At 58.7% G+C, this 14328-nt stretch carries 13 protein-coding genes; 4 read left to right on the top strand and 9 right to left on the bottom strand.

What is annotated here, in order from left to right; genetic code table 11:
- Positions 1 to 174 precede the first annotated feature (174 nt).
- On the top strand, positions 175 to 1680 hold the full coding sequence (locus tag ABJO61_RS16870) for a DEAD/DEAH box helicase (RefSeq protein WP_348324494.1): 1506 nt from the start codon (positions 175 to 177) through the stop codon (positions 1678 to 1680).
- Positions 1681 to 1745: 65 nt separating this feature from the next.
- Here the strand turns inward: ABJO61_RS16870 and ABJO61_RS16865 are convergent, their stop codons facing one another.
- The gene (locus ABJO61_RS16865) at positions 1746 to 3209 is read right to left on the bottom strand and encodes a coniferyl aldehyde dehydrogenase (RefSeq protein ID WP_348324492.1); all 1464 of its coding nucleotides are present in this window, start codon (positions 3207 to 3209) and stop codon (positions 1746 to 1748) included.
- 311 nt (positions 3210 to 3520) lie between these two features.
- On the opposite strand from ABJO61_RS16865, the gene ABJO61_RS16860 reads away from it, so the two are divergent.
- The 3 genes from ABJO61_RS16860 to ABJO61_RS16850 all read left to right on the top strand — a co-directional run bounded on the left by ABJO61_RS16860 (position 3521) and on the right by ABJO61_RS16850 (position 6389).
- Positions 3521 to 4576 (top strand): GGDEF domain-containing protein, encoded by a 1056-nt coding sequence (locus ABJO61_RS16860; RefSeq protein WP_348324582.1) that lies wholly within the window; start codon positions 3521 to 3523, stop codon positions 4574 to 4576.
- Between the two features lie 187 nt (positions 4577 to 4763).
- Positions 4764 to 5555, top strand: a complete 792-nt coding sequence (locus tag ABJO61_RS16855) for an enoyl-CoA hydratase-related protein (protein WP_348324490.1) — start codon at positions 4764 to 4766, stop codon at positions 5553 to 5555.
- Positions 5556 to 5597: 42 nt separating this feature from the next.
- A complete protein-coding gene (locus ABJO61_RS16850) occupies positions 5598 to 6389 on the top strand; it encodes an enoyl-CoA hydratase/isomerase (protein WP_348324488.1) in 792 nt (263 codons plus the stop codon).
- Positions 6390 to 6879: 490 nt separating this feature from the next.
- Here the strand turns inward: ABJO61_RS16850 and ABJO61_RS16845 are convergent, their stop codons facing one another.
- The 8 genes from ABJO61_RS16845 to ABJO61_RS16810 are packed head-to-tail and all read right to left on the bottom strand — an operon-like array spanning position 6880 to position 14194.
- Positions 6880 to 7239 carry an iron-sulfur cluster assembly accessory protein gene (locus ABJO61_RS16845; protein ID WP_348324486.1) on the bottom strand — a complete coding sequence of 120 codons (360 nt, stop codon included), beginning with the start codon at positions 7237 to 7239 and terminating at the stop codon, positions 6880 to 6882.
- Between the two features lie 11 nt (positions 7240 to 7250).
- Positions 7251 to 7646, bottom strand: a complete 396-nt coding sequence (locus ABJO61_RS16840; RefSeq protein WP_348324484.1) for an SUF system Fe-S cluster assembly protein — start codon at positions 7644 to 7646, stop codon at positions 7251 to 7253.
- Between the two features lie 10 nt (positions 7647 to 7656).
- Positions 7657 to 8901, bottom strand: coding sequence for a cysteine desulfurase (locus ABJO61_RS16835; RefSeq protein WP_348324482.1), 1245 nt, complete (start codon positions 8899 to 8901; stop codon positions 7657 to 7659).
- Entirely contained in the window at positions 8898 to 10220 is a 1323-nt protein-coding gene (gene sufD / locus ABJO61_RS16830) for a Fe-S cluster assembly protein SufD (protein ID WP_348324480.1), read from the bottom strand. The genes ABJO61_RS16835 and sufD overlap by 4 nt, the downstream gene beginning before the upstream one ends.
- Complete coding sequence (sufC, locus tag ABJO61_RS16825; protein ID WP_348324478.1) at positions 10217 to 10966, bottom strand: Fe-S cluster assembly ATPase SufC; 750 nt, start codon at positions 10964 to 10966, stop codon at positions 10217 to 10219. The genes sufD and sufC overlap by 4 nt, the downstream gene beginning before the upstream one ends.
- A gap of 23 nt (positions 10967 to 10989) precedes the next feature.
- Positions 10990 to 12438 carry a Fe-S cluster assembly protein SufB gene (gene sufB, locus ABJO61_RS16820; RefSeq protein ID WP_348324476.1) on the bottom strand — a complete coding sequence of 483 codons (1449 nt, stop codon included), beginning with the start codon at positions 12436 to 12438 and terminating at the stop codon, positions 10990 to 10992.
- A gap of 1 nt (position 12439) precedes the next feature.
- On the bottom strand, positions 12440 to 13633 hold the full coding sequence (locus ABJO61_RS16815) for a cysteine desulfurase family protein (RefSeq protein WP_348324474.1): 1194 nt from the start codon (positions 13631 to 13633) through the stop codon (positions 12440 to 12442).
- 33 nt (positions 13634 to 13666) lie between these two features.
- The gene (locus ABJO61_RS16810) at positions 13667 to 14194 is read right to left on the bottom strand and encodes an Rrf2 family transcriptional regulator (protein ID WP_348330860.1); all 528 of its coding nucleotides are present in this window, start codon (positions 14192 to 14194) and stop codon (positions 13667 to 13669) included.
- Positions 14195 to 14328 lie beyond the last annotated feature (134 nt).

Below are 14328 nucleotides of genomic sequence, written 5' to 3'. Positions count from 1 at the left end.
TTGACAATTTGCCTGTTACCCCTATGTTCCGCGCAGGTATAGCGGATTAACGCGACCGCTGAATATCGCGCTCAAGCTGCCCTTCCCTTCCGAACCCGTTCGGCAGGTTTCGTCCACGGCCCTGAAAGTGGGCCACCGCGGGCAGCGCATCAACGGTGTACAGGGCTTCCCGAAATGACATTTGACGAACTCGGCCTCGCGCCAGAGGTACTGAAAGCCGTAGTCGAAACAGGCTACACGGAACCGACGCCTATTCAGGCTCAGGCTATCCCCCATGTTCTTGCCGGGCGCGACGTGCTTGGCATTGCCCAGACCGGCACGGGCAAGACCGCTTCCTTCACATTGCCGATGATCGACAAACTCTCGCGAGGCCGCGCCCGGGCTCGTATGCCCCGCTCGCTCATTCTTGAGCCGACGCGCGAACTGGCCGCGCAGGTCGCCGAGAACTTCGAGACCTACGGCAAGTACAACAAGCTTTCGATGGCTCTGCTGATCGGCGGCGTCTCCTTCGGCGATCAGGAGAAGAAACTCGACCGAGGCGTAGACGTTCTGATTGCAACCCCGGGGCGCCTCCTCGATCACTGTTCGCGCGGCAAGGTGCTTCTCACAGGTGTACAGATCCTCGTGATCGACGAAGCTGACCGCATGCTCGATATGGGCTTCATTCCCGACATCGAGGAAATCTGCAAGAAGTTGCCCTTCACCCGGCAAACACTCTTCTTCTCGGCCACGATGCCGCCGGAAATTCAACGGCTTACCGATACGTTCCTGCATAACCCCGAGCGCATCGAAGTGGCACGCGCTTCTTCCACTGGCGCGGGCATCAAGCAGGTTCTGGTCAAGACAACGCGAGATGGCAAGCGCGACATGCTTCAGCGCATTGTCGAGGAAGAGAACGTCAAGAACGCGATCATTTTCTGCAACCGCAAGCGCGATGTCGCTTCGCTGGAACGGGCGCTGACCAAGGCCGGCCTGTCGGCGGGCGCCATTCACGGCGACCTTGATCAATCGACACGTACCAAGACGCTGGACGGCTTCCGCAAAGGCACAATTCGCCTTCTGGTTGCGAGCGACGTTGCGGCCCGCGGCCTCGACATTCCCGATGTAAGTCACGTCGTCAATTATGATGTACCGAGCCATGCCGAAGATTATGTCCACCGTATCGGCCGGACCGGGCGTGCGGGTAAGAGCGGCACTGCCTATACCTTTGCAACACGTGAGGACGGCAAGTATCTCGCGGCAATCGAGAAACTGATCGGAAGCCCTATCCCGGCACAGGAATCCGAAGCCGAACCTGAAAACGCCGCGGCACCGGCCGAAGCTGAGCCCGTGTCCGAAGGCGAAGAGCAGAAAGAAGAACGTCGCAGCCGCTCGCGTCGTGGCGGACGTGGCCGAAACAAGGCCGCGCGCGCCGAAACTGTCGAAGCCGTCGCTGCTGAACAAGACGAGGCCCCCGCGCAGCAGCCGGAAGCGGAGAAGGCCGAAACCAAGAAGTCCGAAACAAAAAAGACTGAGGAAAAGCCGGGCCGACGCAGTCGCGGCCGTGACAGGGATGACGATGAACCCGTCGTCGGGCTTGGCGATCACGTTCCTGCTTTTATCCTGCGTCCCGTAAAGTTGCCGAAGAAGGCGACAAAGGAAACGGAAGACGATCTGGAGCAGGAATCGGAAGACGCGTAATCTTTCCTTGCATGACAATAAAAAGGCGGCTCCTCTGAGCCGCCTTTTTGTTGCGCGAGCCTCGCTTACTTCTTGATCTGCGCTGCAAGCAGCTTGCGTGTCTTGGCGCCATAAGGCGGGCGGAACATCTCGGCGACCATCTTTGCCTTCGACTGCGTGTAGACGGCCTTCGCATGACTGAAGGTCTTGAATCCGTCGATGCCGTGATAGGCCCCCATACCCGAAGGGCCGACACCACCGAACGGCAAATCCTCCATCGATACATGCATAATGACGTCGTTCACGGTTACACCGCCCGAGGTGGTGCGGTCGAGAACCATACGCTCTTCCTTCTCGTCTTCACCGAAATAGTAGAGGCCGAGCGGGCGGGCATTGGCATTCACATATCCAAGGACTTCATCAACCTCCTTGTAGGTCTTGACTGGGAGCAGCGGACCGAAAATCTCGTCCTGCATGATCTTCATGTCGTCGGTCGGGTTCAGTACCAACGTCGGCGGAATCTTGTGCGTCTGCTGTTGGCTGAAATCCTCGTTCGCCGGGTTGATCTGGACAACCTTCGCGCCCTTGCTCCTGGCGTCATCGAGATAGGAGTTGAGGCGGTCATAGTGGCGCTGATTGATGATCGAAGTGTAGTCCGGGTTGTCCTTCATGGTCGGCAGCATTTTGGTGACCGATTTCGTGGCCTCCGACACGAACTCATCGACCTTGCCTTCCGGCACATACACGTAATCCGGAGCGAGGCAGATCTGACCAGCGTTCAACACCTTACCGTTCATGATGCGGGCGGCGGCATCGTCGATCTTTGCGGATTTTGAAACGATGACCGGGGACTTGCCGCCAAGCTCAAGCGTCAGCGGCACGAGGTTCTCCGCGGCCGCACGCATGACGTGATAGGCGATGGAGGTAGCGCCGGTGAAGAGCAAATGGTCGAAGGGCTGGCGGCTGAACGCCTCGCCCACTGCCGGTCCGCCCGTGATCACTGCAACTTCCGTCTCGTCATATGCCTGGCGCAGAAGCCGGGCCATGAGTTCCGACGTCGCGGGGGTAAATTCCGACGGCTTGATCATTGCCCGGTTGCCCGCAGCGAAAACACCGGCGAGCGGCGTCCAGGTGAGATTGATCGGGAAATTCCACGGGCTGATGATGCCGATCGTCCCCAAAGGCTGGTACTCAATGCGCGCCTTGGCACCGAGCAGGCCAAGCGGGAACTGGACCTTGCGCTTTTCCGGCTTCATCCACTGACGCAGATGCTTCTTGGCGTGCTTCAGCGGGCCAATGGAGCCCATCACGTCCGTCAGAAGCGACTGCTCATGACTGCGATGCCCGAAGTCGGACGCGAGCGCCTCGACGATTTCTCTCTGGTTGTCGACCAACAGCGCAATCGCCCGGTCCATCCAATCGATACGGCGTTCGGCACTGGCCGGACCTTCATTGATATGAGCAGCTTTCTGCTTATCGAGAATGGCTCGGATTGAAGCCGAAATGGTGGCCGAATCCGCTTCGTGGGTGGTCTGCTCCGCCAGGCTCATTGAGTCCTCCTCATCTGCGGTCGCGCACGGGGAGATACCCGCCGCCTGTAATCCGTCGCCCTATTGGTCGCTCATGCGGCGACCTTGCCAAGTGTTGGGACGCTCTGCCTGCCCCATTAACTTTCATGAAATATACATAAGGAGCGCCCCTTTGAGAGCCCCCTTCGGACAAGGATCCGCTATTTCCGCGCCCTCCCTAAAAAATAGCCATTTTCCGCCAGATTTACGCGGAGGTAACCCAAGCCGCCTAGGTTGATCCGCAGGAATGGCAGACGGCTCCGCAAGGGGCCCTGGCGGGGATCGTACTTGTGATGCAGGCCGAAGATATCGAATTCGCAACCGAGTGGAGCGAGCGAGCGCTCCAGCTCATGGCCGACAACGGGGTTCCCCCGGCGCCCGACAACTACTCGATCTGGTTTCGCTATGCCTCCGGCCGGTTGCCCGAACTCAATCAGGAAATTGACGGACGCATTGCAAGCGCGCTGCCGATAGACATCGACACCACGATGTCGCTTCAAAAGAAGTATTTCGCCGAAGACAAGCTCACCGACGTGACGCTCAACACCGGCACAAGACTGAATACCGAGGTCGACCAGATCCTCAAGATCATCGAAGAGTCGGTCGGCAACTCAACGGCCCTGGGAACCACCGTTCGCGAAGCCAGCGAAGGACTGACCAGCCAATCGTCTGCCAGTGACGTGCGCTATGCCGTCGAGGCGATCGTGAATGCCTCACGCAGCATGGAACAGCGTAGCACCGAGCTCGAAGAACACCTGCAAGCAACAAAGAAAGAGCTCAACGAGCTGCAGGAAAATCTCGAGAAGGCACACAGCGAAGCGCGCACGGACGGACTTACCGGGCTGAACAATCGCAAGGCCTTCGACGAGGCCCTTACTCGGGAACTCGAAAACGCGGCGCAAACGGGTGAACCACTCTGTCTCGCCATTGGCGACATCGACCACTTCAAGAAATTCAACGACACATTTGGTCATCGCACCGGCGACCAGGTGCTTCGTCTCGTCGCGAGCTGCCTCAAGTCGGGCGCACTCAACGGTCATATTGCCGCTCGCTATGGCGGCGAGGAATTTGCGGTCATCATGCCCGCAACGGAAGTAGCCTCGGCAGAGACTATCGCCAATGGCGTTCGTGAAACCGTGCAGGCACGCGAACTGGTAAAGCGTTCGACCGGAGAGTCGCTGGGCCGCGTGACCATGTCTTTGGGCATTGCCCAATTCCAGCCCGGCGACACAGCGGCCTCGATTGTCGAGCGGGCGGACGCGTGCCTCTATGAGGCAAAACGCAATGGACGCAACCGCGTCATTGTCGAAAGCCGGCCGGGGGAAATGCTCCAGGCGAAAGCCGGCTGAACGCGACGGGCGCTTGCACCGGACCCTTCCACCAAGTTTGACGCAACGTAACGCTAGGCTACCTTTGGTTTCCCGACCGGTGGCCTTTCGCATGTCCTCGCGCGCGTCTATTTTCAGGTGAATTCGGCGGCAACAAGCAAACCGATATCCTATGCTGCCGCCCAACCAGAAAACACCGGACAGGCTCATGGAAACGCTCACCCTCACCGTCGAAGACGGCATCGCTCTGCTCACGCTCAACAGGCCCGACGTTCTCAACAGCATCAACACGCAGCTGATCGCCGACATGCGGGCCTGCGTGGCGGAAGTTGCAAGTAATCCTGAAGCGCGCGTCCTCCTCATTACCGGGAGCGGCCGCGGCTTCTGCGCAGGCGCGGACCTCGCCGCGCAAGGACAACGCGAGGAAGGCATGACCGTGGGTCAGGGCGTGGCTCACGGCATGACCGTCGGCTTCAATCCGATGATGCGGGAGCTCTATGCGTTGGAGAAGCCCATCGTCGCGGCTGTGAACGGTGTCACGGCGGGCGGTGGTGTCGGCCTCGCCCTCGCCGCCGACATCGTAATAGCGGCGAAGAGCGCGACATTCGTGCAAGTCTTCGGGCCGCGTCTGGGGCTCATTCCCGATCTTGGCTGTACGTGGCACCTGCCGCGCCTTGTAGGACGCGCCAGAGCACTCGGCCTTGCTCTCCTTGGCGACAAGCTGCCAGCGGAAACGGCTGCCGAATGGGGCCTGATCTGGAAATGTGTGGAAGACGACGCATTGATGAACGAAGCACGCGCCGTCGCGATAAGAATGGCTAAAGGACCGACGAATGCCTTCGGTGAAATCCGCAAGGCAATCGACGCTGCCGGCCGCAACGATTTCCCGGGGCAACTCGACTACGAGCGCGACGTGCAAGGCATGCTCGGTGACCATCCGAATTTCACAGCAGGCGTAAAGGCGTTCCTCACCAAGAAGGATCCCGAATTCACCGCCTGACAAAAGCATTCAAACCGAAATGTGCAAACAGGGAGAAAGAAAATGGAATTCGAAAGAGCAAGGCTCGATATCGACGGCGCCGTAGGTACGCTGACGCTCAACCATCCCGAGGTGATGAATGCGGTATCACCTGAAATGCTCGGCGGCCTGATGCGGGCGATGGACGCCGTGGAAGATCCTCAAAATGGTGTGCGCTGCCTCGTCATGACGGGCGAAGGCCGCGGTTTCTGCACCGGCGCGAACCTTCAGGGGCGTGGTGATAATTCCGGCGCGAGGCCGGATGCGGGTTCTGCGCTCGAAACGATGTATCATCCGTTCTTGCGGCGTCTGCGCAACCTGCAGATGCCGTTCGTCACGGCCGTGAACGGCCCCGCGGCCGGTGTCGGGATGAGTTTTGCGCTGATGGGCGACCTCGTGCTATGCGCGCGCTCCTCCTACTTCCTTCAGGCCTTCCGTCGCATTGGCCTCGTGCCGGATGGCGGTTCCACCTGGATCCTGCCGCGCCTCGTCGGCAAGGCTCGTGCGATGGAGCTGTCGCTTCTCGGCGAGAAGCTGCCGGCAGAAACGGCACTAGAATGGGGTCTTGTTAATCGCGTCTACGACGATGAAAAGCTGATCGGCGAAGCGAAGAAACTTGCAGCCGATCTCGCTTCCGGCCCGACCAAAACACTCGGCATGATCCGCCAGCTCTACTGGGAGAGCACGGACAACACCTATGAAGAGCAACTCAACCTTGAGCGCCAGCTTCAGCGGACCGCAGGCTATGGCGAGGATTTCAAAGAGGGTGTACGCGCCTTTCTTGAGAAGCGCCCCGCAGATTTCAAAGGAAAGTGAGTTTTTCCAAGCCTGAAATCAGCCCACGAAGCAACTTGCGAGTAACGCAAGAAACATCAGGGCGATAAACATGAGAATGTAAGGCATAACCGCGCGTCTCAGGTTTCAGGGCGCGCGGTTTTCTTTTGCGCGGGCTTCTTCTTCTTCACAGGCTTCGCCGCCTTCGACGCGAGCGCCGCATCCAGCGCCTTATGCGCCCAATGCCCTGCAGGGATCGTCCTAGAGACACTCCGGCAACTCGTAGTAGGACATGGCAAAGGTCTTACCCGAAGGCGGCTCATAGAGAAAGGATCGCCTCTCCTCGGCTTCGAAGTCAGGCCGGTTACATCCATCCGCCTTGAAGTAGAGCGTTTCACCAGCGATCAAGCAAAACATGAGGTCGTCGAGCAGACACCCGCACCGCCAAACATGTTGCGGAATCGGACAATCCCAAGCGGTTCGAGCTGTTCGGCAACGAATGCTTGTATTCGTTGCTGATAGCCATTTGTGCCTAGAGGGAAGCCGGTGTGATGGTCACGCTTTCGCCACAGCCGCAAGCATCCGTCTGGTTCGGGTTGTTGAAACGAAAGCCTGACGAGAATTTCTCTGTGGTGTAATCCATCTCGGTGCCCAGCAGGAACAGGATTGCCTTCGGGTCGATAAGAATTTTTACCCCGCGGTCCTCGACCACTTCATCGAGGGGGCGCTGGTCCTCGGCATACTCCATCGTATATTCCATTCCAGCGCAGCCGCCATTTTTTACACCGATGCGCACACCGATATATTTGCCGTCGGAGGACGCCATAATCTCCTTCATCCGCTCGGCGGCAGATTCAGTCAGGGTAATTGCCTTCGGCATGGGTCTCGCCATTTCCCGCACCTTCAATACATGTTGAGCGCAACGCGCGCTTCGTCCGACATACGGCTCGGATCCCAAGGCGGGTCGAAAGTCATGTTGACGCGAACGTCACCAACACCTTCAACCGTGCGAACCGCATCTTCGACCATTATCGGCATGGTGCCTGCGACTGGACACCCGGGAGCCGTCAGCGTCATATCTATCAGGACATCGCGGTCATCCGAGATATCCACCTTGTAGATGAGGCCGAGTTCATAAATATCAACCGGAATTTCCGGGTCGTAGACAGTCTTCATCGCCGCAATGATGTCGTCCGTGAGCTGCTCCAGCTCTTCGGCCGGAATAGCGGATACCTGCTCCGCCGCTTCCGCGGCGTGCGGCTTCTCGTCCGTCCCGACAGTGTCCGCGTTTTCAGACATACCGCGATCCTTATCCAAAGAACTTCTTGCTATCGATCAACGCCTCGGCGAGCCGGTCCACTTCCTCCAGCGTATTATACATGCCGAATGAAGCCCTGGTCGTTGCGCCGACGCCAAACCGGTCCATGACGGGTTGGGCACAATGATGCCCTGCCCTTACGGCTACACCCGCCCTGTCGATCACGGTCGCGATGTCATGGGGATGTGCATTCTCCATGACAAAAGAAACAATGCTGCCCTTTGCCTTGGTGGTGCCGATGATACGGAGAGAGTTGATCTCCGAGAGGCGGCGCGTTGCGTAGTCCCTGAGCCTCATCTCATGGGCGGCAATCTTCTCACGACCTATCGTTTCGATATAGGAAAGCGCGGCACCAAGACCAATAGCCTGAACAATTGCGGGCGTTCCTGCCTCGAACCTGTGGGGAGGTGCTGCATAGGTCACATTTTCAAGCGACACTTCGCGGATCATCTCACCGCCGCCACGATAGGGGCGCATGGATTTCAAATGTTCGGCTTTACCGTAAAGAAGTCCGATACCCGTCGGGCCGTAGAGCTTGTGGCCGGAGCACACAAGAAAGTCGCAATCGAGGTCGCGCACGTCTGTCGGCATGTGGACGACGCCCTGACAGCCGTCGACGAGCACCGGCACACCCCGTTCATGCGCGAGGCGGATCATCTCCTTGATCGGCGTTATGGAGCCGAGCGCATTTGACATCTGCGTCAGCGCGACCATTTTCGTACGCGGCGTAAAAAGCTCTTCATAAGCCGTGACGTCGAGGTCGCCTTCGTCCGTAACAGGGACATATTTCAAGACGGCACCATGACGCTCGCGCAGATAATGCCAGGGCACAATGTTCGAGTGGTGTTCAAGGACGGAGAGAATTATTTCGTCGCCCGCCTCGACGCGAGGTTCCGCGAAAGACGAGGCGACCAGATTGATCGCGTCGGTCGCACCAGAGGTAAAGACAATTTCGTCTGTCGAAGCGGCATTGAGGAAGGCCCTGGCTGTCTCGCGAGACTGCTCGAACTTTTCGGTCGCTGTGTTCGAGAGATAGTGCATGCCACGGTGGACGTTCGAATACTCCTTCGCATAAGCATCGCTAATTGCATCGATGACTGCTTGCGGCTTCTGAGCCGACGCCGCATTGTCGAGATAGACCAGCGGTTTTCCATAGACCATGCTCGAAAGGATCGGGAAGTCAGCCCTGATCTTATCGACATCATATCCTGTTCGGGTAATAGCCGGGACGTTCATAATCCTGCCTCCGAAAACCAGTCCGAAACGAGCAGCTTCAGCGCATCGCGTGCGCCTTCATGCGAAGCAAGTTCCAGCGTCTCATCCAGAAAGGCGAGAACAAGCAGACGGCGCGCTTCCGCTTCGGGAATACCGCGTGAGCGCAGATAGAAGATCGCGTCTTTCGAAAGCTCTCCAACCGTGGAGCCGTGCGCGCACTGCACGTCGTCGGCGTAGATTTCAAGTTCCGGCTTTGCGTTCATCGCTGCATCGCGCGAGAGGAGCAGCGCATGCGTCATCTGGCGGCCATCGGTCTTCTGCGCCTGCGGACGCACAACGACCTTGCCTTGAAAAACACCTTCGGAGGCACCGTCGAGTACGCCCTTGAAAAGCGTGTGGCTGGTGCAGCCGGGAACAGCGTGATCGATCACACAGAAATGATCCAAATGCTGCTTGCCGTTCAATGCATAGGCACCGTCGACATTTGCCTCTGCCCCCTCGCCTGAGAACAGAACAAAGTTTTGACAGCGCGAAACACCACAGCCGAGCGTGAGTGTGAAGCTGGAAAGTTTCGATGATGCGGCAAGCCTCGCCCTCATCGTCGAAAGATGGATGGCTTCCGAAGACTCGTCCTGCAGCTTCACATGATCGAGCTTCGCGCCCTCACCAAGCGCAACATCCGTCACGATATCTGCGAAAGACGCGACTTCCCCAATATGGGTTTCGAGGATTGTGGCTTCAGCCTCATCCTCGAGCAGAATCAAATTGCGCGTATGGGACGCACCTGCATCCGCGCCGAGAAAAAGCAGATGAAGAGGCTTGTCGAGCTTCACGCCCTTTCGGATACGCAGGCAGGCACCGTCGCTCATCAGCGCGGTATTAAGATCTACGATGTTCTCCGCCTGGCGTGCCTCGTCGAAGCGTCGCTCGACAATATCCTTTGCCCATTGTTCGTGCAGCACCTCCGCCAGCGCACACAGTTCCGCCCCCTTCGGGAAATGCGCGAGCCGCGACAAACCTGGCTGATAAACTCCGTTCACGAAAACCAGAACATATTTGCCGATTGCAGAAAATGCCGTGGCCGACTGCGATTCCGGCAGCACCAACGCACCGTCATGTGCGGGCGCCGGGACGAGGTTCGCCCTATCCAGCACCTGCCGAAGATCCGTGTATTTCCACTCTTCCAGACGGCGATGGGGAAGACCGGTTTGCGTGAAGGCGTCTATCGCCGCCTCGCGGCGACGCGCCAACCAACCGTCAGCGCCAGGCAGCACGTCCTGAGCGCCCCGGTATGTCTCGATAAATTTCTGTGCTGCCTTTTCACTCATGATCTTGCTCACGCGGCATCCGCGCCATAGCCGGCATAACCTGATTTTTCGAGTTCATGCGCCAGCTCCTTTCCGCCCGTTTTCACGATCCGACCGCTCGAAAGAACGTGCACGACATCCGGGACGATGTAGTCGAGAAGACGCTGATAATGGGTGATGACGACCATCGCACGTTCGGGCGACCGCAGCGCGTTGACGCCTTCGGCAACAGTCTTGAGCGCGTCGATATCGAGGCCCGAGTCCGTTTCGTCCAGGACCGCCAGCGCCGGTTCGAGCAACGACATCTGAAGCACTTCGGCGCGCTTCTTCTCGCCACCGGAATAACCGACATTGAGTGCCCGCTTCAGCATGTCATCGGTGACGTTCAGCGGCTTCGCTTTCTCCCGCACAAGCTTCAGAAAACGCACGGCATCGAGCTCTTCTTCGCCGCGAGCCTTGCGCTGCGCATTGAGCGCGGTCTTCAGGAAGTTCATGGTCGTGACGCCCGGTATTTCGAGCGGATACTGAAAGGCGAGGAAAACGCCTGCGGCGGCCCGTTCGTCCACGCTCATATCCAGCAAATCCTTGCCCTTGAAGCGGACCGAGCCCTCGGTCACTTCATACCCGTCGCGGCCTGCAAGAACATAGGAAAGCGTCGACTTGCCGGAACCGTTAGGCCCCATGATGGCATGTACTTCACCCGCGCCGATGTCGAGATTGATCCCCTTCAGGATCTCCTTTCCATCCACTGTGACATGCAGGTTTTTGATCTCAAGCATACTCATTTCTTTCGTTCTGAACGTCAGCCGACGCTGCCTTCGAGACTGATGCCGACGAGCTTTTGCGCCTCGACGGCAAATTCCATAGGAAGTTGCTGAAGCACGTCGCGGCAAAAACCGTTGACGATGAGAGCAACCGCCTCTTCTTCGCCTATCCCTCTTTGCATGCAGTAGAAAAGCTGATCCTCGCTGATCTTCGAGGTGGTCGCCTCATGCTCCAGAACGGCGGTAGGATTCTTCGTCTCTATATAAGGAACCGTATGCGCGGAGCAGCGGTCGCCGATAAGCAGACTGTCGCACTGCGTGAAATTGCGCACGTTTTCGGCCTTGCGGTGGACGCTCACGAGACCTCGATAGGTGTTCGACGACTGCCCCGCCGAAATACCCTTGGAAATGATGCGGCTGGTGGTGTTGCGGCCGAGATGAATCATCTTCGTTCCGCTGTCCACCTGCTGATGGCCGTTCGAGATCGCAATCGAATAGAACTCCCCGCGCGAATTGTCGCCGCGAAGGATGCAGCTTGGATATTTCCATGTAATGGCCGAGCCGGTCTCGACCTGCGTCCAGGAAATCTTCGAGTTCTTGCCGCGACAATCGCCGCGCTTCGTCACGAAGTTGTAGACGCCGCCCTTCCCGTCTTCATCGCCTGGAAACCAGTTCTGCACGGTCGAATATTTGATCTCGGCGTCTTCGAGCGCGACAAGCTCGACGACCGCGGCGTGAAGCTGGTTCTCGTCGCGCTGCGGTGCGGTGCAGCCTTCGAGGTAGCTTACATAGGAGCCCTTGTCCGCGATGATGAGCGTCCGTTCGAACTGGCCGGTCTGCGCCTCATTGATGCGGAAATAGGTCGAGAGCTCCATCGGACAGCGGACGCCTTCCGGGATGTAGACGAAGGAACCTTCCGAGAAGACGGCGGAGTTCAGCGTTGCATAGAAGTTGTCCGAGGTTGGCACGACCGAACCCAGATATTTCTTCACCAGTTCCGGATGGTTCTTCACCGCTTCGGACATCGGACAAAAGATGACGCCCGCTTCGGCGAGCTTTTCCTTGAAGGTCGTAACGACGGATACGCTGTCGAACACCGCATCGACCGCCACGCCGGCCAGCATCTTCTGTTCGGTGAGCGGAATGCCCAGCTTCTCGTAGGTTTCGAGTAGCTTCGGATCGACTTCATCAAGACTTTCAAGCTTCGCCGACTGCTTGGGTGCCGAATAGTAATAGGCATCCTGAAAATCGATAGGAGGATAAGTAACCTTGGCCCAGGTGGGCTCCGTCAATGTCAGCCAGCGGCGAAAGGCATCAAGCCGCCATTCAAGCAACCATGCGGGCTCGTTTTTCTTCGCGGAAATAAAACGCACCGTATCTTCCGTCAGCCCCAGCGGGGCCTTTTCGGATTCGATATCCGTGAAGAAGCCGTACTTGTACTTCTCGGCTTCGCGAACGGTTTCGACGGTTTCCTTTACCGCAACCATGTTAACTCTCCACTGCCGCGAGAGGGGCATCGGCCCGGCCGCTCACGGTTCCACTTGCATTCAATTTCGTCGTTCTGGCGCGAATACGTTCATAGGCGCGAGACCAGCTATCCACGAAACGATCAATATCCGCCGCTTCGCTCGTCCAGCCGAGACTCACACGGATTGCACCGCGCGACAGTTCATCCGGTACGCCCATCGCATCGAGAACACGCGGGCGACCAATCTTGCCCGAAGAGCAGGCAGCCCCCGCGCTCACGGCCAGCCCGTCGAGATCGAGCGCCATCAACAGTGTCTCGGCATCGAGACCGGGTGCAGAAAAATAGCTGGTGTTGGGCAACCTGGATGCCTTTGCACCGAAGAAAGCCGCATCTGGCGCGATTTTCGCGATACGAACCTCAAGCCCGTCGCGCAGCACCGCGAGTTCTCCCAAACCATTACTCGCGGCACGCGCGGCAGCACCAAACCCGGCTACGCCGCTCACATTTTCACTTCCCGCCCGGCGTCGGCTCTCCTGTCCGCCCCCGACGCTGCGCGCTTCAAAAGGCAATCCGGTGCGAACAACGAGAGCACCGACCCCCATAGGACCGCCCAGCTTGTGCCCGCCAAGAACCATCATATCTGCTCCAAGGCTTGCGAAATCCACCGGTACCTTGCCCGCCCCCTGCACGGCATCGCAGAGCAGGAACGCACCTGCCTTATGAGTGATCGAGGCCGCCTCCGCGACGGGCTGAATGACGCCCGTCTCGTTGTTTGCATACATCAGAGCAACAAGGGCGGGGGTATCCGCGGCCTCAAGCATCGTTTTCAACGCCGCGAGATCGGTGCGGCCTTCGCCATCGACCGGTATCAGCGACACGGCAAGTCCGCTCGCCTCCGCTGCCGAGAGAACGGCATCGTGCTCCACCGCGGAAACAAGGAGCCGCCTCACGCCGAGAGCCGCCTTCGCGGCGTGGACGGCCATCGCTGCCGCTTCCGTACCACCGCTGCTGAAAACCACCTCGGCGGGTTTTGCACTCACCAGCTCGCCGACCTCGCGCCTCGCCGTTTCGACAAGCGCGCGGGAAGCCCTGCCCTCGGTATGCACCGAGGAGGGATTGCCAAGGACATCCAACGCCTCGACCGCAGCCGTCCGCGCTTCGGGGCGCAGCGGTGTGGTGGCGTTATGGTCCATATAGGCGCGTCTGTTCGTCATCGCCTCAGCAGTCTCAATGATTGTCGAAAGCCGTCAGTCGGCGGCGTTTGCGGAGATCGTCGCTTCGGGCTGCGGGCGACTGTCAAAGCCGGTACGACCGGCAATGCGTCCTTCGATCACGTCTCCGAGCGAAACCGACCCCAGATAGAGCTGAATCTGATGGCTCAAGCCTTCCCAAAGATCATGCGTGATGCAGCGCCCAGAGGAAGGCAGACACCCTTTTGGCGACCCAAGCTCACAGCGCGTGGCCTTGATGGGCTCGTCCACGGCCAGAATGACATCAGAAATGCGTATCTCATCAGCCTCACGCGACAGCAGATAACCGCCACCCGGCCCGCGCACGCTCTTCACCAGATCGCCGCGCCGGAGCTTCGCGAAAAGCTGTTCCAGGTAAGAAAGCGAAATTTCCTGGCGGTCCGCAATCTCGGCAAGCGCCACGGGGTTGCCGCATGAATGACGCGCCAGATCGGCCATCGCCATTACGGCATAGCGCCCTTTGGTGGTGAGCTTCACGATCTGCTCCTTCATGACAGGGGCAAGGGCGGTCAAAAGCTTGCACAACCGGCCATCGCCTGTGTTAAGAACGTGCGCCCTAGGATACCGGTCGCTTCCCGCCTTTTCGCCAGAGCGGGCAGCAGGAATGGAACCGATTTCCAAAGGCTCGGCGCAAGGCCATATGATCTCCGAGCGCCACA

It is taken from the genome of Parvibaculum sp. (assembly GCF_039973015.1).
GTDB lineage: Bacteria > Pseudomonadota > Alphaproteobacteria > Parvibaculales > Parvibaculaceae > Parvibaculum.
Note: the sequence above shows the minus strand (reverse complement) of the source record. Positions and strands in the feature narration are given on the sequence as shown.

Coding starts and splice junctions, on each gene's coding strand:
- sufB (WP_348324476.1), bottom strand. CDS start 12,438: ATGGTTGCGGTAAAGGAAACCGTCGAAACCGTTCGCGAAGCCGAGAAG.
- ABJO61_RS16855 (WP_348324490.1), top strand. CDS start 4,764: ATGGAAACGCTCACCCTCACCGTCGAAGACGGCATCGCTCTGCTCACG.
- ABJO61_RS16860 (WP_348324582.1), top strand. CDS start 3,521: ATGCAGGCCGAAGATATCGAATTCGCAACCGAGTGGAGCGAGCGAGCG.
- ABJO61_RS16870 (WP_348324494.1), top strand. CDS start 175: ATGACATTTGACGAACTCGGCCTCGCGCCAGAGGTACTGAAAGCCGTA.
- ABJO61_RS16850 (WP_348324488.1), top strand. CDS start 5,598: ATGGAATTCGAAAGAGCAAGGCTCGATATCGACGGCGCCGTAGGTACG.
- ABJO61_RS16835 (WP_348324482.1), bottom strand. CDS start 8,901: ATGAACGTCCCGGCTATTACCCGAACAGGATATGATGTCGATAAGATC.
- ABJO61_RS16845 (WP_348324486.1), bottom strand. CDS start 7,239: ATGGCGAGACCCATGCCGAAGGCAATTACCCTGACTGAATCTGCCGCC.
- ABJO61_RS16815 (WP_348324474.1), bottom strand. CDS start 13,633: ATGACGAACAGACGCGCCTATATGGACCATAACGCCACCACACCGCTG.
- ABJO61_RS16840 (WP_348324484.1), bottom strand. CDS start 7,646: ATGTCTGAAAACGCGGACACTGTCGGGACGGACGAGAAGCCGCACGCC.
- sufC (WP_348324478.1), bottom strand. CDS start 10,966: ATGCTTGAGATCAAAAACCTGCATGTCACAGTGGATGGAAAGGAGATC.
- ABJO61_RS16865 (WP_348324492.1), bottom strand. CDS start 3,209: ATGAGCCTGGCGGAGCAGACCACCCACGAAGCGGATTCGGCCACCATT.